This is a genomic window from Rhodococcus sp. SGAir0479 (assembly GCF_005484805.1).
Taxonomy (GTDB): domain Bacteria; phylum Actinomycetota; class Actinomycetes; order Mycobacteriales; family Mycobacteriaceae; genus Prescottella.
The window spans coordinates 3,870,614-3,891,186 of sequence record NZ_CP039432.1 but is presented as its reverse complement, the minus strand read 5'-3'; the positions used below and the strand labels follow the sequence as shown (position 1 = coordinate 3,891,186).

The following is a 20,573-nucleotide window of genomic DNA, read 5'->3' as shown; positions in this document are numbered from 1 at the left end:
ACATCTGTAGTGATTGGAGTCGCAATGCGTGAACTCGTGTACTACGTCGCCGCCAGCCTCGACGGCTACATCGCCGGACCCGACGGGCAGTTCGACGCGTTCGACCTCGAGGGCGACCACATGGCCGACCTCGCCCGGTTCGCCGACGCGCTGCCCACCGACGGCGCCGCGCACCTCGGTATCGAGCAGCCGTGCACGGGATTCGACACGGTGCTCATGGGCTGGAACACCTACGCCGCGGGACTGCCCGCCGTGACGAGCCCGTACCGCCACCTGCGGCAGATCGTGTTCTCGCGCAGCAACTCCGCCGCGGCCGAGAATCTGGTCGTGACGGCAGCCGACCCGCTGGAACTCGTGCGGGAGCTGAAGGGGCAGCCCGGCGCCGACATCTGGCTGTGCGGGGGCGGCGTACTCGCGTCGCTGCTCGTGGACGAGATCGACCGCCTGGTCGTCAAGCGCCATCCGGTGCTGTTCGGCAACGGCATCCCGATGTTCGCGCCCGGCACGTACCGCCCCGGTGCGTTCGACGCGGTCGACACCCGCTCGTTCGAATCCGGGGTGACGGTCACCGAGTACGCGCGTCGTCGCTGAGCGGAAGATCGACGACATCGTCGGCCCACGCGCGCAGCAGTGCGTGATCGTGGCTGACGGCGAGCACGCCGAGCCCCGCCGCCGTCTCCTCCCGCAATACCGCGACGAGGGATGCGGTGGTGGCGGGGTCGAGCATGGCGGTCATCTCGTCGCAGATCAGGTAGCGCGGTCGCTGCACCAGAGCTCGTGCGAGACAAGCACGTTGCAACTGGCCGTCGCTCACCTGATGGGGGCGCCGCGTCAGTAGGTCGGCGGTGAGTCCCACACGTTCGGCGGCCGCGTGGACGGTCGCTGCGCGTTCGCTCCGGGCGGCGCCGGAGAGCAGCAGCGGCTCGTCGACGATCCGCTCGAGCGTCAGCCGCGGTGATGTCGACAGGCGCGGCGACTGGAACAGCATCGCGACGGCGCGCCGGGTCTCCGGTGGCACGTCGGACCGGCGAACCACCGGGGTCCCGTCGACGCTCACCCGACCCGACCACGGCCGGTGCAGCAGCGCGCACACCCGGGCCAGGGTGGTCTTCCCGACGCCGGACGGGCCGGTCAACCCGATCGTCCGACCGCGCGGAATCTCGATGTCCACGCCGTCCAGGATTGGGACCGCCGGGTCGTGTCCGGCTCGGATGTTCACCGCGAGCAAACTCACGATCCACCGCCGATCCTGGTGCGCACGAGACGGTCCCCGGTACGTACGAGGTGCGTCGAACCGCCGGAGAACGCGGTGCCGGGCCGGCGCAGGTGATAGACGCACTCGTCGGGCAGATCGGTCAGCTCGGGAGGCGACCCCGGCATGGGGCGCAGCCCGTTGCGGGGCAGGGCGGCCAACAGGTCCTCGGTGTAGTCGTGCCACGGGTCGTCGAGAACGGCTGCGGCCGGGCCGGATTCGAGGAGTCGACCGGCATACATGACCGACACGGTGTCGGCGTGCCGCCGGGCGGCGGTGAGGTCGTGGGTGATCAGCAGGACGGCAGCACCGGCCGCCGTGCACGCGTCCAGCAGCATCAGGATCCGTTCGGTGAGCACGGGATCGAGACTGGACGTCGGTTCGTCGGCGACGATCACCTCCGGCTCGCCCGCCAACGCGAACGCGATCGCCACCCGCTGCGCCATTCCGCCGGAGAGTTCGTGCGGGTATCGGTCCCGGCAATCGGCGCCGAGTCCGACGCGGTCGAGAAGTTCCACCGCGGCGAACCGGCTGCCCAGGTGTCGCAGCGTTTCGTCCAACTGCGCTCCGACGGTGCGGACCGGCGTCAGGAAGGTGGCGGCGGACTGCGGGACGAGCGCAATCCGGCGCCCCCGCACGGTCCGCAGCACCCGCTCGGAGGCGCCCACGATCTCCACCGCGGCGTCGCCGCGGCCGGTCAGGCGGATCGAGCCCGACATCGTCGCGTGCGTGGGCAGCAGTCCGCAGACGGCGGACGCCACTATCGATTTACCGCAGCCCGATTCGCCGACGAGGGCATGCGTGCGGCCCGGCTCGAGCGTCAGTTCCACGTCGGTGGCGGCATGCACGACGCCGCCGGCGACCGGGATCCGGACGGTGAGCGAGTCGACGGTGAGTGCGGCGGTCATCGCGGCGTCCTCTCGGTGATCGGTGGGGTGATGCGGTCGCGCAGCGTCGCGCCGAGCCCGGCGACCGCGAGTGTGACGGCGATCAGCAGGAGCGACGGGAACGCCAGCGTCCACCAGCCGCCCAGCAGAAGCGTCGAACGGGCCTCCTGCAGAAGCGTTCCCAGCGACGGCTGGTGCGGGGGCAGGCCGAGTCCGAGAAACGACAGCGTCGTCTCGTGCCAGATGGCGTGTGGCAACAGCAGGACGACCGCGATCACGGCCTGACCCGCCGCGGCGGGGGCCAGGTGGTATCGCATCAGGTGCAGGCGTCCTGCGCCGGCGAGGCGGGCGGCGTCGACGTACTCGCGGCCGCGCACGCCGAGAACCTCGGCACGCGCGATACGCGCCACCTGCGTCCAGTGGGTGAGCGCGATCGAGGCGATGATCGCCGGGATGCTGCCTCGGAACAGTGCCACGATCACGATGCCCAGCAGCAGGTGGGGGAGCGCGTTCACCCCGTCGACCACGCGCATCACGACGCGGTCGGTCCGGCCGCCGAAAGATGCCGCGACAACGCCGATCCCGGTGCCCAGTACGGTGGACGCGACGGCACACACCGCGGCGATCAGCAACGACACCCGAAGGCCGGCCGCCACCCGGACGAACAGGTCACGTCCGGCATTGTCGGTGCCGAACCAGTGTTCGGCACCCGGGGCCAGGCGCGCGTCGGCGAAGTCGGTGAGCCGGTCGTCGACTCCGGCGAGCCAGGGCACCAGGATCGCGTACGCGGCGACGGCGGCCAGCACGACGGCGGAACCGAGCAGCCGCCGGTCGGGACGCGCGGATCTACCCATCGGAGCTCACCCGCGGATCGAGGAGCGTCAGGGCGACATCGGCGAGCAGGGATCCGAGCAGCACGATCAGGGTGGTGCCCACGGTGAGCGCCGCGAGCAGCGGGAAGTCGAGCTCGCGTGCGGACGTGACGACGGCACCGGCGATCCCGGGCCACGAGAACACCTCCTCGACGATCGCCGCACCGACGATGATCTCCGGCAGACGCAGGCCGATCACGGTCGCGAACGGTCCCAGCGCCACCGGGACCACGTGCCGGAGGAGGATCGTTCGTTCCGGAATCCCGCGGGCCCGGGCGCCGCGCACCGCGTCGGATCCGATCGCATCGCGCACCGACCGGCGTACCGACATCGCGAGCCAGGGCACCTGGGAGACTGCCAGCACGGTCACCGGCAGCACGAGGTGCTCGGCCACCTGGCCGAGCGTGGGATCGGCGCCGGCGTCGGTGAGACCGGCGACGGGCAGCCAGCCGAGCGAGAGCGCGAAGACCGCGACCGCGCCGAGGGACAGCACGAAGGGCGGGGTGGCCTGCACGACCGCGGCGAGCGGTGCCACCACTCGATCCGGCACGCTTCCCGGCCTCGCCCCGGACCACACGCCCGAGGCGAACGAGACCACGATCGCGATGCCCAGGCCGACGCAGGTGAGCAGCAACGTCCACGGCAGGCGTTCGGCGATCACCGTCGCGACCGGCTGCCCCAGGCTTCTGGAGGTGCCGAGGTCTCCGGACAGCAGGCCGCCCACCCAGTGCCCGTACGTGGTCCACCACGGGTCGTGCAGGCCCAGTTCGGCGGCCAGCCGGGCGCGGTCGGCGTCGCTGGTGGTCGTGTAGCGGTCGCCGAGATAGCCGGCGAGGGGATCGAACGGTGATCGCGACGCGAGCGCGAACAGCGCCGCCGACACCACCACGATCAGGGGCACCGCGAAGGCGACCCGGCGCACCGCCATCCGGGCGACGCGGCGGCGCCGCGTCCGGCGGCGGGGCGGCGCCGCGTCCGTCGCCGGAGCGCATGCGGACGTCGTCGTCACGGGCGGGTCCACTCCCGCAGATTCCACCAGGGTCCCCAGTCGACGCCGTGGCTGTGCGGCTCGAGGATCGGCGCCCGGCCGGTCCAGTCGCTGCTGCGCAGCATGTACGTGTGATCGAGGAACACCAGCATCACGTAGCCCGGGTCGGCGACGTACGCGGTCTGCACCGCGCGGTAGTCGGCGGCGCGGGCGGCGGGGTCGATGCTGCGCCGCGCGTCGTCGAGAGCCCGGTCGACGTCGGGGTTCACGTAGCCGGACGCGTTGTCGTACCCGCTGCCGACGCCCGGTTGCGCGTACGACGAGTGCAGTGTCGAGTACAGCTGGGTGTCCGGGTCGTACGGCAGATCACCGCCGCCGAGCAGCCCGGCCTTCGTGGCCAACTGGTCGGGGAACACCGCGCGGTCCACCGCCTCGACGTTCACCCGGACTCCGATCCGCGCCGCGTCGGACGCGAACGCCTGGGACAAGTCGCGGCGCAACGTGTCCTGGGGGAAGTACATGACGGTGAACTCGGCGCGGACGCCGTCCCTGACGCGGACGCCGTCGGGGCCGGGAGCCCAGCCGGCGTCGCCCAGCACCTGCTTGGCGCGCGCACGATCGAACGGGAAGGTGGCGGACGGCTCGTAGGCGTCGCCGTAGACCTCGGGCACCGGGGTGTACGCGGCCCGGCCGTGGCCGCCGAGGATGTTGGCGACCATCGCCTCGCGGTCGACCGCCAGGTTGAGAGCGGCCCGCACCGCCGGGTCGGCGGCGACCGGATCACCCGCCGGCAACGTCACGCCGCGCCAGTCCGCGGAGGTGTTGGCCACCACCTCGTACCCGTCGCGGGTGGCAAACGTGTTCGCCAGGAGCGGGGGGACGTTCGCACCGTCCAGTTCGCCCGCCGCCATCCGCTGCGCGCGCGCGTTGTCGTCGGGCACGTACACCACGGTGAGCTTCTTCACCTGCGGTGCGCCGTCCCAGTAGTCCTCGTTGGCCTCGTAGACGGCCTGGTCCGGGCGCAGCGCGACCAGGCGGTAGGGACCGGTGCCCACCGGTTCGCTGTTGAGGGAGGACTGTTCGGCGGGCCCGCCCGTCAACCGCTCGGACGGCGCGATGCCGAGCAGCAGCTTGGTGGGCCACGGCGCGTACGGGTACGCCAACCGGAACTCGACGGTGTGGGGACCGGTGGCCGCCACCGACTCGAGCATCGCGTAGGACGTGGCCAGCGGGGACGCCGACGCGGGATCGAGGATCGCCCGATACGTCGCGACCACGTCCTCGGGGCCGAACGTGGTGCCGTCGGCGAAACGGACTCCCTCGCGGAGCTCGACCGTCCACACCCGCGCGTCGGTGTCCGGCACCGGCAGCGTCGCCGCCAGCGCCGGCTCGAGTGCCGGGATGCCGGTGTCCTGGCCGCCGGAGAGCCGGACGAGTCCGTCGTAGACCTTGGCCTCGCCCGCCTCACCGAACCCGGCGACCGGGTTGTAGTTGCCCAGTTCGTACCCGTCGGCGAGGACCAGGGCGGTGCCGTCGCCGCCTCGCGGCGACGCCGGGGCGGTGCACGCGACCAGGGCAATCGGCACGAGTGTGAAAACGGCAAGAGCTGGAACGAGTTTCATGACCCTCCCGGAGGGTGGCTGTGGAAAGGCGACGAGCCCGACGACATCTGAGGGGCTGTTCAGATGAGAAGGTAGCAGTAGCGCGCAAGTCCGGCCCGACGAATTCGACTCGCTACGGCCATATTCCGAGCGCAACGCGATGGCGGACCCCCTCCCAGCAGCGTCTTCCCACGAGGTGGGCTGTCTTTGATAGCTCGCGAGAAATCTGTAAGATGTTGGGCGCCGCCAGATTCCAGGAACCGAAGCTGCTGCACGCGCTCGCGACCGGATCGTTTCCGCTCGCTTCTCCTGGCTCGCGGCACCCACCAACGAGGCATCCCCAGGGATGAGAACGGACAGTGCCCGCATGAACCTGAGTCCCCGCGAGATGGACAAGCTGCACATCCACGTCGTGGCCGACCTCGCACGGCGCCGGCGCGGCCGGGGATTGAGACTCAACTACGGCGAAGCCGTGGCACTGATCAGCGAGGCCGTCGTCGAGGGCGCCCGCGACGGCCGCACCGTGGCCGAGTGCATGCAGCTGGGCCGGCTGGTGCTGACCAGCGACGACGTGATGCCCGGCGTCCGGGACATGACCCGGTTGGTCCAGGTGGAGGCCACTTTCGTCGACGGCACCAAGCTGGTGTCGTGCCACGACCCGATCGGCGGGTGAGCCGTGGCCGCCGTGAACGTGATCCTCGCGTGTGGTCACGAGTGTCCCGACCCCGCGTACCTGCAAGCTGTCGATCCGTCCTGGACCGTCGTCGCCCGTGGGCGCGCGCTGACGGAGGTGATCACCGCCGTTCGAGGGTGGTCTCCGGACCCGCTCTGCGTAGTGCCCATGACGCTCGGTCGTGATCCGGCACTGATCGCGGACACCGCTCGAGCGCTGAGTTGGGCTCGCAGCGAACCGGATTCGTCGCCGCCGATTCTCGCTGCGCCGTTGGGGTCGGCGGACCACCTGATCGGATGGCTGCGTGGCCGCGCCGTGGCGACAGCGGCCGACGCGGTGCTGGTCACCGCGCCGGTGGCCGATCCCTTCGCGGACGCGGAGTTGTTCCGAATCGCCCGCCTGGTGCGGCAATTCGGGGCTGCGCACCTGGTGGAGGTGGGCCTGCTGGGCGGGGATCCCGACGTTGACACGGGTGTCGAGCGGTGTCGCCGACTGGGCGCGGACCGGATCACCGTCCTCCCGGCGTGGCTCGGCGCGAGTCCACGCGCGGAGGCGGACGACGTCGTCGACGGCGGACCCCTGCTGGGCGCCGCCGCGCTGCGCGGGGTCGTCGCGGCGCGGGTGGCCGAGGCCCTGCACGGGGCGGGGCACGGGCACGACGGCATCGACGCCGGGCTCGACGCCGAGCACGGGCACGGCTTCGCGCACAGCCACGGACCCGGCGTCGCGCACGGCCACGGCCACGGCCACGGCCCCTAGGCCGTCCGGCCACCGCATCCCGAACACCACACCGACTCCCGAGACGCTCGGGAGTCGGCTTCTCCATTCGTATGCAGCGGCGGATCGCACCGCCGGAGAGGACGCGAACAGCACATGACGGAGGGAGCGCAGTACCTGTACGCCGACGAGTCGGTGCCCCTCAACGCGGGCCGCCGCCGCGTCGTGGTGACCGTGGCGAACGTCGGTGACCGCGCCGTACAGGTGGGATCGCACTACCACTTCTTCGAGGTCAACCGAGTGCTGCGGTTCGACCGCGCCGCCGCCTACGGGATGCACCTCGACATCGCGTCGGGTACCGCGGTCCGCTTCGAACCCGGCGACACCCGCACCGTGACGCTGTGCGACTTCGGTGGCACGCGGGAACTGGCGGGGTTCGCCGGTCTGGTCCACGACGGCGGCGACGACGCCGTGGCGCTCGACAGTCCCGGCGTCCGCGACCGGGCCCTGGCCCGGGCGGCCGAGCGCGGATTCGTCTCCGCCGCGGTCCCGTCGGCACACGGGCGGGCGGGAGATCAACGCCGGCCCGAACCGGCCGTGTTGCCGCGCCGCACCTACGTCGATCTGTTCGGGCCGTCGGTGGGGGACCGCTTCACCCTCGCCGACACCGATCTCGTCGTCGAGGTGGAGCGGGACTGCAACGCCGGCGCCTTCGGTGACGAGGCCGTCTACGGTGGCGGCAAGGCGATCCGCGACGGCATGGCGCAGGATCCCACCGCGACGGCCGCGTCCGGTGCTCTCGACCTGGTGATCACCAACGTCGTCGTGCTCGACGGGGTGCTCGGAGTGGTCAAGGGGGACCTCGGGGTACGCGCCGGCCGCATCGTCGGGATCGGCAAGGCCGGCAACCCACGCACCCAGGACGGCGTGGACCCCGGCCTGGTGATCGGTCCGGGTACCGAGGTGATCTCGGGTGAACACCTGATCGCGACGGCCGGTGCCGTCGACACCCACGTCCACTTCCTGGCGCCGCAGCAGGTGGAGGAGGCGCTCACCAACGGTGTGACCACCATGATCGGTGGCGGGACGGGGCCCGCCGACGGCAGCAAGGGCACCACGTGCACGCCGGGGCCGTGGCACATCGGCCGGATGCTCCAGGCCGTCGAGGAACTGCCCGTGAACGTCGGACTGCTGGGCAAGGCCACGTCACTGCCGGAGGCGATCGTCGAGCAGGTGGCCGCCGGACTGTGCGGCCTCAAGATCCACGAGGACTGGGGAGCCACGCCCGCGACGATCGACGCCGCGCTGCGGGTGGCCGACGAGATGGACGTCCAGGTGGCGATCCACGCCGACACGCTCAACGAGTCCGGCTTCTACGAGGACACCCGCGCCGCGATCGCCGGCCGGACGATCCATACGTTCCACACCGAGGGCGCGGGCGGCGGGCACGCGCCCGACATCCTCCGCATCGCCGGCGAGCCGAACGTGCTTCCGGCGTCGACCAATCCGACGCTGCCGTACACGGTGAACTCGGTCGACGAACTGCTCGACATGGTGATGGTGTGCCACCATCTGCGCCACGACATCCCCGAGGACGTCTCGTTCGCGGACTCGCGGGTGCGGGCCGAGACCATCGCGGCCGAGACGGTGCTGCACGACGAGGGCGTCATCTCGATCTTCTCGTCCGACTCGCAGGCGATGGGCCGGGTGGGGGAGACGTGGACGCGGGCGATCCAGACCGCCCACCACTGCAAGGATCAGCGCGGGCCGCTGCCGGAGGACACCGCGCCCGACGGTACGTCGCGCAACGACAACAACCGGGTCCTGCGGTACGTCGCGAAGACCACGATCAATCCGGCGCTCGCAGCGGGTGTCGCCGACCACGTCGGATCGCTCGAACCGGGCAAGCTGGCGGACATCGTGCTGTGGCCGGTCCACTCGTTCGGGGCCAAGCCCAGTCTGGTGATCAAGGGCGGACTCATCTGCTGGTCACTGATGGGCGACCCCAACGGGTCGATCTCGACACCGCAACCGGTGCGGTACCGGCCGATGTACGGGGCGCTGGGCGCGGCCAGGACGGCGACTCGCCTGACGTTCGTCTCGCGGGCGGCGCTCGACGCGGGTGTACCGGAGGCGCTCGGCCTGCAGAGCCCGGTGGTCGCGGTCCGCGGGTGCCGCACCGTCGGGAAGAAGGACATGGTCCGCAACACCGCGACCCCGCACATCACCGTCGACCCGGACACCTATCACGTGCGCGCCGATGGGAAGACCGTGACGATCGCTCCGGCGCAACGTCTTCCCCTCACCCAGCTGTACTACGTGGTGTGAGCGAAATGACGGACGTCGCCACCCTGCTCGTGACGCTGCAGCTCACCGACTCGGCGTTCCCGGCGGGCTTCTACACGCTCTCGCACGGCCTCGAGGGATACGCGCAGAGTCGCGCTGTCACGCCCGACACCCTCCCGGAGCTCCTGGCCGATCTGTTGCGGCACTCGATCGGGCCCGCGGACGCGACGGCGGTGGCACTCGCGCACGCCGCGATCCGACGCGGAGACCACGAGCTGCTGCACCGGGTGGACCGGCGGCTGCACGCCACCAAGCTCAACCGGGAGCTGCGGCGGGCGTGCATCCGGACCGGGCACCAGTTGCTGTCGGTGGGGCGGCAGACGTTCGCGGGGGAGGGGATCGAGCGGTTCGCGGACGACGTGGCCGCCAAGCGGACGCCCGGCACCCAGCCGGTCACGACCGGGGTGATCGCGGCGTCGTGCGGCGTGGCCGCCGCGCAGGCCGTGGCCGGTGACCTGTTCGCGTTCTCGGCGAGCCTCGTGGGCGCCGCGCTGCGCCTGCGACTCACCGACCACATTCGGGCACAACGCATTCTCGCCGACGCCGGTCCGGTGATCGAGGAGGTCGCCGCGGCGGCGCTGCGGCGGGACCTGGACGACCTCGGCGGGTGCACACCCGTCGCCGATGTGATGTCGGCCGGACACGAGCGGGCCGACGCCCGCCTGTTCGTCAGCTGACAGCAGAGAAAGGAGATGACATGACCGATGTTCTCAGGGTCGGGATAGGTGGACCCGTCGGATCGGGGAAGACCGCGCTGATCGAGGCGCTGGTTCCGGTGCTGACCGAGCGGGGCCACCGCCCGGCGGTGATCACCAACGACATCTACACGCAGGAGGACGCCGAACACGTCCGCCGCACCCTCGACGGGATCCTCGATCCGGCGCGGGTCGTCGGTGTCGAGACGGGGGCCTGCCCGCACACCGCGGTCCGCGACGACCCGACGATGAACCTGGCGGCGGGAGCCGAACTGCTCGAGCAGTTCCCGGACGTGGACACGCTGCTCTACGAGTCGGGCGGCGACAACCTGACGCTCACGTTCAGCCCGGTGCTGGTCGATCTGTTCGTGTTCGTGCTCGACACCGCCGAGGGCGAGAAGATGCCCCGCAAGCGCGGCCCGGGCATCACCGAGTCGGATCTGCTGGTGATCAACAAGATCGACATCGCGCAGTACGTGCGCGCCGACGTCGCGGTCATGGAGTCCGACGCGTACCGGGTCCGTGACGGCGGCCCGGTCCAGCTGACCAACTGCCTGACGGGCCAGGGACTGCCGGAGATCGCGGATTTCCTCGACAGGTATCGGGGCCGATCATGACCGGGCCGGGAGCAGACGGCCACGACGTGCCGGACATCGTGGGCGGGTACGCCGGTACGCCGGAGACCCTGCCGGCCGGCAGTCCCGGCAAGGACGGCGTCCTCGAACTCGAGTTCGTTCGGGTGGGCGATCGGACCGAGATCGGGCACCGGCGGCAGCAACCGCCGCTGCAGATCATGCGGCCGCTGTACGTCGACCCGCAGCGGCCCGACCTGCCGGTCGTGTACCTGATGTCCACGGGCGGGGGACTGGTGCAGGGCGACCGGATGCGCTTCGAATTCGACTGCGGACCGCAGACATCGGTGCATCTCACGACCCAGGCGTCGACGAAGGTGCAGCGGATGGACACCGACTACGCGGCACAGACGGTGTCGCTGAATGCGGGTGCGGGGGCCTTCGTCGAGTACCTGCCCGAGCCGCTCATCCCGTTCGCGGGCGCGCGCCTGCACCAGCGGACCACGGTGACCGTCGACCCGACGGCCACCGTCGTCCTGGGGGAGACGGTGCTGGCCGGCCGGTTGGCACGCGACGAGCGGCACCGGTACGACGTGTTCGCGTCGGATCTCGAGATCGCCCGCCCGGACGGCAGCCTGCTCGCGGTCGACACCGTCCGGCTCCAGCCCGCCGAGTCGCCGGTGACCGGTCCGGCCGTGTTCGGGAACCACGACGTGATGGGCTCGCTGTACGTGATCTCTCCGCTGGCCTCCGCGAGTGCCCTCGCCGACGCGTTGCACGGTGCGCTCGAGGCGGTGGGCGGCGACGCCCGCGCCGGCGTCAGCGTGTTGCCCGACGACTGTGGAGCCTGGGTGCGGGTGCTCGGCGCGGACACCGAGTCGGTCGGCGAGGTGGTGCGCGCGGGGTGGGACGCGGCCCGGCGGCTGCTGATCGGGGTCCCGGCGCCGCACATCCGGCGGACCTGACGGTCAGCCGCCCGGCGCGTCGGCAGTGTCGTCCTTGCGGCCGTCGTCGCGCGCGCCCACGGGCCGCCGGGGTATGCGGCCGGTGAAGAACAACGCCGCCGCGGCCGACAGCGCGGCCACCGAGAGCGCGCTCTGCAGCGCCACCAGGCGGGCATCGGAATTGGCGGCCACGACAGCCTCCGCCGCGGCCGGTTCGACGTCCGCGTCGTCCAGCGCGGTACGCAGTTGGGTGTCACTGAGGAACGGGACACCGCTCGCCAGTTCCGTGGTGGCCTGTTCCCGGACGGTCTCGGGCACCCGGGGATCGTCCTGGAGGCCTGCGACGACGGACGTGGTCAGGGTGGCGATCAGCACGGAACCGATGAGCGCGGTGCCGAGCGATGCGCCCAGATTGGTCGCGGTGTTCTGCAGCCCGCCCACCTCGGCGCTGCGCGAGTCGGGAACGGCGGACACCGTGACCGCCCCCAACTGCGACGCGAGCGCACCCAGTCCCAGACCCATCAGCAGCATCGGTACCGCGACCACACCGGCGTTCGCGCCCGGATCCATCCCGCCGGCGAGGATGACGATGCCGATCGTCATGACGGCCAACCCCAGTCGCACGACGCGTCGCGGGTCGGCCCGCGGCCACACCCGGGGAATTCCGATCGCGGCCACCAGCAACGCCACCGACAGCGGCAGCAGTCGCACCCCCGTCTGGAGCGCGGACAGCTCGAGCACCACCGACAGGAACAGCGGCACCGTGAAGAAGACGCCCGCCTGGATGAGGAACTGCGCGAAGAACATCGTCAGGCCGCCGGAGAGTTGCCGATTGCGCAGCAGCCGGGTGTCGAGTAGCGGTTCCCGACCGCGGCGCGACAGGTGAGCTTCCCAGCGAGTGAAGGCGTAGACGACGAGCATCCCCCCGAGAATCAGCCAGAACACCGGCGACAACCCCAAGACGTCCGGGCCGCCGGTGCGGCTGCGCAGCCACCCCCACTCGCCGGACCGGAGCACGCCGTACACGACCAGCCCCAGCCCGACGACCGAGAGCACGGACCCGACCAGGTCGAGGCGGGCGCGGGACGGGGGCGGGTCCTCGATGCGGCGCAGTACCGGCAGGATCAGCAGGACGAGCACCACTTCGCCGGCGAAGACGTACCGCCAGGACGCGAAGGTGGTGACGGCGCCACCGATCAGGGGCCCGGCCGCCACGGCCACGGCCCCGGAGGCGGCGATCAACCCGTAGGCGCTCGACCGTTTCTCGGGTCCGAAGTTGGAGGCGACCAGTGCGACGATCGCGGGCATGATGAGCGCCGCTCCGACGCCCTCGAGCAGCGACCAGCCGACGAGGAGGACGCCGAGGTTCGGCGCCAGCGCGGTGGTGAGCGACCCGCAGCCGTAGACGACCAGACCGATCCCGAACGCGCGCCGTCGCCCCACGATGCTGCCGACCTTGCCGCCCGTGATCATCAACGTCGCCATGACGAGGGTGTACAGCGTGATCGCGGTCTGGATGCCGGTGATCGTGGTGCCCAGGTCCGACGCGACCATCGCCATCGACACGTTCATCACGGAACTGTCGAGGGTCATGAGGAACTGGCCCGCCGAGAGCGTCGCCAGGACGACGGTCGCGCTCGCGCGGCGGTGGCCGTGTGCCCCCGTTTCCGGTCGCATACCTGATTCAAGCAGGACCGGGGCGTGGGCCGGGCGGGATCGGCCCTAGTCGATCAGGCCGGTCCGGTAGGCGATCTCGAGTGCCTCGTCGCGGGAGTGCGCATCGATCTTGCGGTACAGCGAACGCAACTGGCTCTTGACCGTGTTGGTCGACACGAACAGCTTGCGGGCGATCTCGAGCGTCGACAGTCCCTGCGCCAGTTCGGCGAGTACCGCGTTCTCCCGCTCGGTCAGCTCCACGTGGTGCACCGCCGCCGGGTACGCCTCCCGGGTGCCGGACGCCAGGAACGTCGCGACGGTGGGGGACTGGAACGGGGCGGCACCGTCGAGCCCGGTCAGCAGTTCGCGCGGAACCGTCGCGAGACTGCTCAGCAGCCCCGTGCGATCGACGATCTCGACGGCGTGGGCCCACGCCCGGGCGGCGGCGGCCTTCTCCCCCAGCGTGCGGTGCGCGGCCGCCTCGATGAGCAGGGCCTCGAGCTGCGTTCGGGTGTAGGGGTAGCTGAACCAGTCGCACTTTCGGCACAGCGCCAGCGCCGTCGCCGGCGTGCCGGTGAGCAGGTGGGTCCGGGCGGCCGTGACGACGACGAGCGGTTCCTCGATCGTCTGGGCCTCGAGGATCGCCAGGGCGCGGTTGCCTTCACCGAGCGCCAGCCGCAGGTCGACCTCGAGCGCGGTCATCCAGCGGTCGATCGCCGAGCCCGGGTGCAGTACGCCGGCATGCGACGCGGTCGCCCGCTGCAGGACGGCCATCCCCGTGTACGCCTGGCCGGTCGCGAGCGCGTACCGGCAATGCGCGTAGGTGACGAACGGCCACAGCTCCTCTCGCTCGGACGCCTCGCCCACCTCGTCGAGGTACCGTCCGGCCGCCGCGAAGTCGAGGCGGTCGAGCGCGACGAGCGCGCGGGCGACCAGGCCGCCCACCTTCACCGTCGGTTCCAGCCACCCGTCGGGGTCGGGATGGGCGTCCTCGAGCTCGAGCCATTCCTCGGCGCGGCGGGGTTCGCCGATGACGGCCCAGTTCATCGCCGAATTGCCCGCGGCGTTGCGTGCGACGACGTCGGCCCGCTGGCCCAGCGCGCCACGGTGCGCCAGCCGCAACTCCACCGCCGACTCCGTGAAGGCACCCGCGAGTTGATAGGTGACGCCCCACTGCAGGCGCATGGCCGGCAATTGCGGTCCGACGTCGTCCGGCCGCGCTTCGAGTGCACCGCGCACGAGGTGCGAGAGCCGCCGCGTCAGGTCGGCGGCCCGGTCGTGTTCGCCCGCCAGCCGGAGCATGAGGGACTGGACGCAACCGATCTTCAGCGCGTCCGTGGCCTCGGCGGTGGCGCCGAGCGCCTCGAGCGCGACGGGATCGCTGGGAAGCGTGGTCCCCGGGATCACCTGTTGGGCGGCCAACAGCAGCACCAGATCCCGCCCCGCCTTGATGACGGGCCGGGACTCGAGCAGGTCCGCCGGCACTTCGCGCAGCGTCGCGCGGAGCAACCCGAAATGAGAGCCGACGAGGCGGACCCAGTGCTCCTGGACGAGTTCGGTGACGAGATCCCAGTCGCGCGCCTCGACGGCGTAGGACAGGGCGCCGGCCACCTCGCCACGCTTGGCGGCGTCACGGGCGAGGACGGTCAGACGGTGCGCGGGCGCACGACCGGTGCGTTCCTGCAGCGCGAGGAGTCGATCGCGGACCGCCGGGGCGAACTCCCAGGCGTCGCTCAGGGCGGTCTCGCAGTGGTTCACGATGCCGACGGACTCGAGGTGGGCCAGACGCTCGGCAGCGTCGGTCGCACCCGTGAGCAGCCGCGCGGTCTCCGGGGTGATCACCCGGGCGGGGGCCACCCCGATCACGAACTCGCGGTTGTCGCCGATCGCGTCGTGGCCGAGCACGGAGGATTCCACGAAGCGGTCGATCGCGCTGTCCAGGCGGTGAGCGAGCAGCTCGCGTCTGTCCGGGACGGCAGGCAGGCTCTTGGCCACCACCACCGCCAGGCGCATCAGTGCCGGGATCGAACCGACGCGCCCGTGGATGTACTCGAGTTCGCCGGGTCCGAGCGGAATCTCGGCGTGCGCGAACAGTTCTTCCGCGTCACTGAGCGTGTAGAGCAGGTCGCGCGCCAGGATGAGTTCGTGCGTCGGCTCCATCAGGACGGGATCGCCGAACAACGAGCGCCCGCACGCCGTCGCGACGATGTTGACGTTGTGGCAGCGGTCGAGGAGGTGCAGGATCTCTTCTTCGATCCCGTTGTCCTCCACCCGATCGATCCGCGCCAGCACCAGCAGGACCGGCGCCCCGCTGCGGGCCAGGCACTCGCGCACCGCCTCGGCGGACGAGACCGTCCGCGTGTCCGCAATCGGTTCCTCGACAGTGATTCTCGTGGAACGGATGCGTTCCATCACCGTCTGCCAGTACGTCTCCGAGTCCACACCGGCGTCGGGCGCCGGAATCCACAGGACCGCGCGAAAGGACGAGCGACCGGATTCGAGCCACGACGCGACCAGATCGACCTTGCCGTAGCCCTGCGGGGCGCGGATCACGGTGATCGGCGAGTTCCGGTCGAGGCGCGCGAGAAGCCGCTTGCGCGGGGGTGCCCACGTGGCGTTGCGGCTCGGGGCGGGGCCACGACCGCGGTCGTCTCGGCTCAGTCTCATCTCGAAGCACCCCCGGACTCGATACGGTTGAGCCCACCTTCAGTGCGGATTGCGGGCAGAACGGTCGCTCCATCAACCTATTGGTTTTCGATCATTGCAAACCGACATTCGGAATCTCGCCCGGGTTCCCGTCCGATGAGACCCGCGGTTGCCGGTCCCCCCGCGGTGCGGCACCGTCGGGGCATGAGCGAGCACGCACCGGACCCGGCGCTGCACGGGTCGGTGCGCCGTCCGCGGCCGGGGGCCCGTCCCGCCCGCCCCCACTCGTCCCGGCGTGTCTCGTGCCTGGACCTCGACCGTCCCGACGGCATGGACGGCGACCTCGAGGTACACGGTAGGGCCCGGGACTTCGCGGTGCGCGGCGACGGGACCGCGGCGGACGGCGAAATCGCCACTCTCCTAGCGACGGTCGACTACCACGGCGGACGCACGCTCACCCGGATCGCCACCACGCCGCACGTGCCCCGGTTGGCCACGCTCGTGGGAACCTCCGCAATTGCGGGGTTCCGGGGACGTGTGGGCGCGAGCGGCGCGGTGCCGCGCTCGGCACCGCTCGCACTGCTGCTCGACGACCTCCCCCTCGGCACCCTCATCTCCGGGCACGCGGTGTCCGCGGCACGCGAGCACGGGGACGGAACCGTAACCGCCGGTACCGGATACATCCCGATCGCCGACCAGTGCGCGGGGTACGCGGAGGACGGCGCGCTGATCACCACCATCGCGGTGCGGGGGCGTGGACCCGTCGCACAGGGGCCGGAGGCCCCGCCGCTCGACGACGCGTTCGGGTGGACCCCGGAACCGCTCGCCGTCCACTCGATGCGCCGCCGTCGGCGCATCGACCGCTGGATCGAGGACGACGCCGTGCACATCGCCGCGATGTTCCGCGACACGTACTGCGGGATCGACGGCGTCGAGACCGTGATCCACGAGTACGAACTCGACGTCGTCGCCGACGCGGACGGCGGCACGATTCGCACGGCCACCGCGACCCCGCGCGTCCTACCGTGGTCGGACTGTCCCGGGGCGGTGGCCAGCGCCGGCGATCTGGTGGGCATGACGCTGGCCGACGTCGAGTCCCGGGTGCGCCGCGAACTGCGCGGGGTGCGCACCTGCACGCACCTCAACGATCTGCTGCGCAGTATCGGGGACTGATCGGCGCCGCCCGCCTTCGCCGGGGCTCCGGTACGGACTTTGGTCACCGATCGAGGACAAACGGTCCGATTCGGTCCCGTTGAGTGAGATTCGTGCCACTCTGCACTGACACGTGTTTCAGTGTGAACCAGAACACATTGATCAAACGGGTGATCGATACAGCGTTCGGCATTTTCACTGAAAGGGACTCGGGGAGCGGTCATGACGACGATGGAGACGGAGAACGACGAAGTTCGGATGATCGAGACCGGCGCGGCGCCGACTCGATTCGCGCGCGGTTGGCACTGTGTCGGACTGACGCGCGATCTGCGTGACGGCAAGCCGCACTCGGTGCACGCGTTCGGGACCAAGCTGGTCGTGTTCGCCGACAGCAAGGGCGAGCTGCAGATCCTGGACGCGTACTGCCGCCACATGGGCGGGGATCTGAGCCAGGGCGAGGTCAAGGGCGACTCGGTGGCGTGCCCGTTCCACGACTGGCGGTGGAACGGCAAGGGCAAGTGCACCGACATTCCCTACGCCCGGCGCGTGCCGCCGTTGGCGCGGACCCGCGCGTGGACGACGATGGAGAAGGACGGTCTGCTGTTCGTCTGGCACGACCCCGAGGGCAACCCGCCGCCGGCCGAGGTCACGATCCCGGAGATGACCGCGCCCGGTGAGCAGTGGACCGACTGGGTGTGGAAGCAGATCACCATCGACACCAACTGCCGCGAGATCATCGACAACGTCGTCGACATGGCGCACTTCTTCTACGTGCACTACGGCTTCCCGATCAAGTTCAAGAACATCTTCGAGGGCCACATCGCGACGCAGTACTACGAGGGTGTCGGCCGTGAGGACATGGCACGGCCGAGCACGGACGGCCAGCCGGCGTCGACGGGTAACAGCTCCGTCGCGGCGTACTACGGTCCGTCCTTCATGATCGACGAACTGACCTACCACTACCCGGACTTCGACATCGACTCGATCCTGATCAACTGCCACTACCCCATCGCGCCCGACAAGTTCGTGCTGATGTACGGCATCAAGGTCAAGCAGACCGACGCCATCAGCGGGGAGAAGGCGCAGTCCCTCGCGACCGCGATGGCCGGTTACATCTCGATCGGCTTCGAGCAGGACGTCGCGATCTGGAAGAACAAGACCCGGATCGAGAACCCGCTGCTCTGCGAGGAGGACGGCCCGGTCTACCAGCTGCGCCGCTGGTACGAGCAGTTCTACGTCGACGTCGCCGACATCACCCCGGACATGACGACGCGGTTCGAGTTCGAGATGGACACCACCAAGCCGGTCGCCGCGTGGCGCCGCGAGGTGGCCGAGAACATGGAGCGCCGGGCCGCCGAGCTCACGTCGTCGACGTAAAGGGTTTGCGGAAGCGTCCCCGCCGCGGCGGGGCACTGCCACAATCGAGGTGGTGGACTCCATCTGGTGGGGGCAGGCGACCGGTCAGGGGTGGGCCCAGTTCGTCGCGCTCGGTTACGCACTGGTGCTGTGTTCCGCCATCGGTCTCGAACGCGAGTTTCGGCGCAAGAGTGCGGGCATTCGCACGCACGCGATCGTCGGCCTCGGTGCGGCGCTGTTCGTGCAGGTCAGCAAGTACGGGTTCGGGGACGTGCTCGACCCCGGGCGCGTCGAGCTCGATCCGTCCCGCGTCGCGGCACAGATCGTCTCGGGTATCGGATTCATCGGTGCAGGAATCATTTTCGTCCGGCGCGATGCGGTCCGTGGGCTGACGACCGCGGCCGCCGTCTGGATCAGCGCGGCGGTGGGTGCGGCGTGCGGCGGCGGCCTGCCCCTCACCGCCGCGGCGGTGACCGCCGCGTACTTCGTCGTCGTGTACCTGTATCCCCCACTGCTGCGCAGATTGCCCGGGAACCGGCTGCGTCGCGAACCGGTCCGGATCCGATACATCGACGGTCGCGGTCTGCTGCGACAGATCCTCCGCACGGCGACCGATCTGGACTACGCCGTCACGCACGTCGACACGAGCCGGTCCGGACGTGACGGGACGGTGCGCTTGACGATGGATCTCGAGGGGCGGGGCGAGCTGACCGGGCTGGTCGACCGCCTCGCGTCGATCGACGGGGTGGTGGAGGTGACCGCCGGCCGCCGGGACGAGGTGGACGAGACCGGCGGCATCGACGGTTTCGACGAGTGAGACGCCGTCAGTCGACGCACGGGATACCGCCCGTGTCGTCGGCGGCGACGGGGTCCTCCGGCGGGGGCGCCTCGAGCGGTTCACCGGTGTCCTCGGTGGTCTCCTCGATGGTCGTCTCCTCGGTGGTCGTGGTGGTGGGCGATCCCGAGCGGGTGGATCGCGCGGTGGACGGGGCCGGGGACCGGGACGTGGTGGTCTCGGGGGTCGTGGTGGTGGTTCGCGGCGCGGTGGCCGTGGTCGTCGGCAGCAGCCCCTCGCCGGCGAACACCCGCGACACCTCGGCGCGGAGGCGGTCCGGGTCCACGATGTTCACGGCCTCGCCGTCGACGGTCCGGTAACCCTCGATCGGCAGCGTGTAGAAGTCCAGTTCCCCTCGGGTGAGGTTGCGCGCCCGCATCGCGAACGCGACCGGGTCCAGCTCGTCGTCGACCACGACGTCCTGCGAGACCGTGTCGAACAGGTCGCGCATCTTGGACACGCTGCCGAAGACGCCCGTCGACCCGAGATTTCGGATGACCGCGGTGAGGAACGCCTGCTGGCGGCGGGTGCGGTCGAGGTCGCCGCCGGCGAGCCCGTGCCGCTGCCGCACGAAGGACAGTGCCTGGGACGGGTCGAGGGTCTGCCGTCCGGCCGGAAACTGCGCGCCCGAGTACGGATCGTCCACCGGGTTGTTCAGGCACACCTCGAGCGGGCCCAGCGCCTCGGCGATGTCGTAGAAGCCCACGAGGTTGACCTCCGCGAAATGGTCGATCGGGACGCGCAGCAGGTTCCGGACGGTCGCCAACGTCGAGCGGCGGCCGGCGTCGCGGGCACGCTGCTCGCGCTCGGCCGGATCGGTGACGCCCTGCGCCTCGAGTCGGTCGTCGGCGTCCGCCTTCGCCATCCCGTACGCCTCTTTGATCTTGTGCTCGCCGTAGCCGGGAACGTCCACGTAGTCGTCGCGGGGAATCGCCGCGGCCGTCGCACGGCTGCCGTCCCCCGGCACGTGCAGCAGGATCAGCGTGTTGGTGTTGTAACCACCGGCGTCGCTGTCGCCGGCGTGCAGTTCGTCGGTGACGAAATCGGCGGGCAGATCGTTGCCCTGCATGTCTTTTCGACTGTCGAGGCCGATCAGCAGAATGTTCGTGTCACCACGTTCCGACGTGCGTGCCCTGCCGGTCAGGACGTCCAGGGCCCCGGATCGGATGAATCCGGAGGTCAGTTCCTGGTGGGCCGCCCACCCCACGCCGGTCACGACCAGCACCCCGACCGCGATCGTGGCCGTCGCGATGCGCAGCGCCGTGCGGGTTCTGCTGCGGCGGCCCGGTCGCGGTGCGCCGGTCGTGTCGTCCCGTGCGGGGTCCACGGCCCCAACATAGCCGCGGGACGCCCGGCGGCGCCTGCGGAAGCGGATCACATG

Annotated in this window: 18 protein-coding genes; 10 read left to right on the top strand and 8 right to left on the bottom strand. The window is 70.8% G+C overall.

Annotation, left to right across the window (positions count from 1 at the left end; translation table 11 throughout):
• Positions 1-24: 24 nt before the first annotated feature.
• Positions 25-591, top strand: coding sequence for a dihydrofolate reductase family protein (locus E7742_RS17995; RefSeq protein ID WP_137800189.1), 567 nt, complete (start codon positions 25-27; stop codon positions 589-591).
• On the opposite strand, the gene E7742_RS17990 is transcribed toward E7742_RS17995, so the two are convergent.
• The 5 genes from E7742_RS17990 to E7742_RS17970 form a co-directional block, all read right to left on the bottom strand.
• A complete protein-coding gene (locus E7742_RS17990; RefSeq protein WP_137800188.1) occupies positions 566-1,234 on the bottom strand; it encodes an ABC transporter ATP-binding protein in 669 nt (222 codons plus the stop codon). The two genes, E7742_RS17995 and E7742_RS17990, sit on opposite strands and share 26 nt — an antisense overlap.
• Positions 1,231-2,160 carry an ABC transporter ATP-binding protein gene (locus tag E7742_RS17985; RefSeq protein WP_137800187.1) on the bottom strand — a complete coding sequence of 310 codons (930 nt, stop codon included), beginning with the start codon at positions 2,158-2,160 and terminating at the stop codon, positions 1,231-1,233. Before E7742_RS17985 ends, E7742_RS17990 begins: the two co-directional genes overlap by 4 nt.
• Positions 2,157-2,993, bottom strand: a complete 837-nt coding sequence (locus E7742_RS17980; protein WP_137800186.1) for an ABC transporter permease — start codon at positions 2,991-2,993, stop codon at positions 2,157-2,159. Before E7742_RS17980 ends, E7742_RS17985 begins: the two co-directional genes overlap by 4 nt.
• Entirely contained in the window at positions 2,986-3,939 is a 954-nt protein-coding gene (locus E7742_RS17975) for an ABC transporter permease (protein ID WP_137801288.1), read from the bottom strand. The genes E7742_RS17980 and E7742_RS17975 overlap by 8 nt, the downstream gene beginning before the upstream one ends.
• A gap of 77 nt (positions 3,940-4,016) precedes the next feature.
• Positions 4,017-5,621 (bottom strand): ABC transporter substrate-binding protein, encoded by a 1,605-nt coding sequence (locus tag E7742_RS17970; RefSeq protein WP_137800185.1) that lies wholly within the window; start codon positions 5,619-5,621, stop codon positions 4,017-4,019.
• A 346-nt stretch (positions 5,622-5,967) separates the two neighbouring features.
• Between E7742_RS17970 and E7742_RS17965 the strand changes: the two genes are divergently transcribed.
• The 6 genes from E7742_RS17965 (at position 5,968) to E7742_RS17940 (ending at position 11,568) form a co-directional block, all read left to right on the top strand.
• Positions 5,968-6,273 carry an urease subunit gamma gene (locus E7742_RS17965; RefSeq protein ID WP_137800184.1) on the top strand — a complete coding sequence of 102 codons (306 nt, stop codon included), beginning with the start codon at positions 5,968-5,970 and terminating at the stop codon, positions 6,271-6,273.
• A gap of 168 nt (positions 6,274-6,441) precedes the next feature.
• Positions 6,442-7,032 (top strand): sirohydrochlorin chelatase, encoded by a 591-nt coding sequence (locus tag E7742_RS17960; protein ID WP_254699056.1) that lies wholly within the window; start codon positions 6,442-6,444, stop codon positions 7,030-7,032.
• A gap of 114 nt (positions 7,033-7,146) precedes the next feature.
• Positions 7,147-9,318 carry an urease subunit alpha gene (ureC, locus tag E7742_RS17955; RefSeq protein ID WP_137800182.1) on the top strand — a complete coding sequence of 724 codons (2,172 nt, stop codon included), beginning with the start codon at positions 7,147-7,149 and terminating at the stop codon, positions 9,316-9,318.
• A gap of 5 nt (positions 9,319-9,323) precedes the next feature.
• The gene (locus tag E7742_RS17950; protein WP_137801287.1) at positions 9,324-10,013 is read left to right on the top strand and encodes an urease accessory protein UreF; all 690 of its coding nucleotides are present in this window, start codon (positions 9,324-9,326) and stop codon (positions 10,011-10,013) included.
• A gap of 20 nt (positions 10,014-10,033) precedes the next feature.
• Complete coding sequence (ureG, locus tag E7742_RS17945; RefSeq protein WP_137800181.1) at positions 10,034-10,648, top strand: urease accessory protein UreG; 615 nt, start codon at positions 10,034-10,036, stop codon at positions 10,646-10,648.
• Complete coding sequence (locus E7742_RS17940) at positions 10,645-11,568, top strand: urease accessory protein UreD (protein ID WP_137800180.1); 924 nt, start codon at positions 10,645-10,647, stop codon at positions 11,566-11,568. Before ureG ends, E7742_RS17940 begins: the two co-directional genes overlap by 4 nt.
• 3 nt (positions 11,569-11,571) lie before the next feature.
• On the opposite strand, the gene E7742_RS17935 is transcribed toward E7742_RS17940, so the two are convergent.
• Together E7742_RS17935 and E7742_RS17930 are read right to left on the bottom strand one after the other, a co-directional pair.
• Positions 11,572-13,224 carry an MFS transporter gene (locus E7742_RS17935; RefSeq protein WP_137800179.1) on the bottom strand — a complete coding sequence of 551 codons (1,653 nt, stop codon included), beginning with the start codon at positions 13,222-13,224 and terminating at the stop codon, positions 11,572-11,574.
• Positions 13,225-13,269: 45 nt separating this feature from the next.
• The gene (locus E7742_RS17930) at positions 13,270-15,870 is read right to left on the bottom strand and encodes a helix-turn-helix transcriptional regulator (RefSeq protein ID WP_137800178.1); all 2,601 of its coding nucleotides are present in this window, start codon (positions 15,868-15,870) and stop codon (positions 13,270-13,272) included.
• A gap of 183 nt (positions 15,871-16,053) precedes the next feature.
• Between E7742_RS17930 and E7742_RS17925 the strand changes: the two genes are divergently transcribed.
• The 3 genes from E7742_RS17925 (at position 16,054) to E7742_RS17915 (ending at position 19,174) form a co-directional block, all read left to right on the top strand.
• Positions 16,054-17,022: a DUF2889 domain-containing protein gene (locus E7742_RS17925; protein ID WP_137800177.1), complete on the top strand. Its 969-nt coding sequence runs from the start codon at positions 16,054-16,056 to the stop codon at positions 17,020-17,022.
• 201 nt (positions 17,023-17,223) lie between these two features.
• Complete coding sequence (locus E7742_RS17920; protein ID WP_137800176.1) at positions 17,224-18,378, top strand: Rieske 2Fe-2S domain-containing protein; 1,155 nt, start codon at positions 17,224-17,226, stop codon at positions 18,376-18,378.
• Between the two features lie 52 nt (positions 18,379-18,430).
• A complete protein-coding gene (locus E7742_RS17915) occupies positions 18,431-19,174 on the top strand; it encodes an MgtC/SapB family protein (RefSeq protein ID WP_254699055.1) in 744 nt (247 codons plus the stop codon).
• A gap of 7 nt (positions 19,175-19,181) precedes the next feature.
• Here E7742_RS17915 and E7742_RS17910 read toward each other — a convergent pair whose 3' ends face one another.
• Positions 19,182-20,519, bottom strand: coding sequence for an LCP family protein (locus E7742_RS17910; RefSeq protein ID WP_137800174.1), 1,338 nt, complete (start codon positions 20,517-20,519; stop codon positions 19,182-19,184).
• Positions 20,520-20,573: the final 54 nt, after the last annotated feature.

Excerpts from the sequence above, each read along its gene's own strand:
- E7742_RS17995 (WP_137800189.1), top strand. The coding sequence starts at position 25 with ATGCGTGAACTCGTGTACTACGTCGCCGCCAGCCTCGACGGCTACATC.
- E7742_RS17985 (WP_137800187.1), bottom strand. The coding sequence starts at position 2,160 with ATGACCGCCGCACTCACCGTCGACTCGCTCACCGTCCGGATCCCGGTC.
- E7742_RS17980 (WP_137800186.1), bottom strand. The coding sequence starts at position 2,993 with ATGGGTAGATCCGCGCGTCCCGACCGGCGGCTGCTCGGTTCCGCCGTC.
- E7742_RS17975 (WP_137801288.1), bottom strand. The coding sequence starts at position 3,939 with ATGGCGGTGCGCCGGGTCGCCTTCGCGGTGCCCCTGATCGTGGTGGTG.
- E7742_RS17970 (WP_137800185.1), bottom strand. The coding sequence starts at position 5,621 with ATGAAACTCGTTCCAGCTCTTGCCGTTTTCACACTCGTGCCGATTGCC.
- E7742_RS17965 (WP_137800184.1), top strand. The coding sequence starts at position 5,968 with ATGAACCTGAGTCCCCGCGAGATGGACAAGCTGCACATCCACGTCGTG.
- E7742_RS17960 (WP_254699056.1), top strand. The coding sequence starts at position 6,442 with ATGACGCTCGGTCGTGATCCGGCACTGATCGCGGACACCGCTCGAGCG.
- ureC (WP_137800182.1), top strand. The coding sequence starts at position 7,147 with ATGACGGAGGGAGCGCAGTACCTGTACGCCGACGAGTCGGTGCCCCTC.
- E7742_RS17950 (WP_137801287.1), top strand. The coding sequence starts at position 9,324 with ATGACGGACGTCGCCACCCTGCTCGTGACGCTGCAGCTCACCGACTCG.
- ureG (WP_137800181.1), top strand. The coding sequence starts at position 10,034 with ATGACCGATGTTCTCAGGGTCGGGATAGGTGGACCCGTCGGATCGGGG.
- E7742_RS17940 (WP_137800180.1), top strand. The coding sequence starts at position 10,645 with ATGACCGGGCCGGGAGCAGACGGCCACGACGTGCCGGACATCGTGGGC.
- E7742_RS17935 (WP_137800179.1), bottom strand. The coding sequence starts at position 13,224 with ATGCGACCGGAAACGGGGGCACACGGCCACCGCCGCGCGAGCGCGACC.
- E7742_RS17930 (WP_137800178.1), bottom strand. The coding sequence starts at position 15,870 with ATGAGACTGAGCCGAGACGACCGCGGTCGTGGCCCCGCCCCGAGCCGC.
- E7742_RS17925 (WP_137800177.1), top strand. The coding sequence starts at position 16,054 with ATGAGCGAGCACGCACCGGACCCGGCGCTGCACGGGTCGGTGCGCCGT.
- E7742_RS17920 (WP_137800176.1), top strand. The coding sequence starts at position 17,224 with ATGACGACGATGGAGACGGAGAACGACGAAGTTCGGATGATCGAGACC.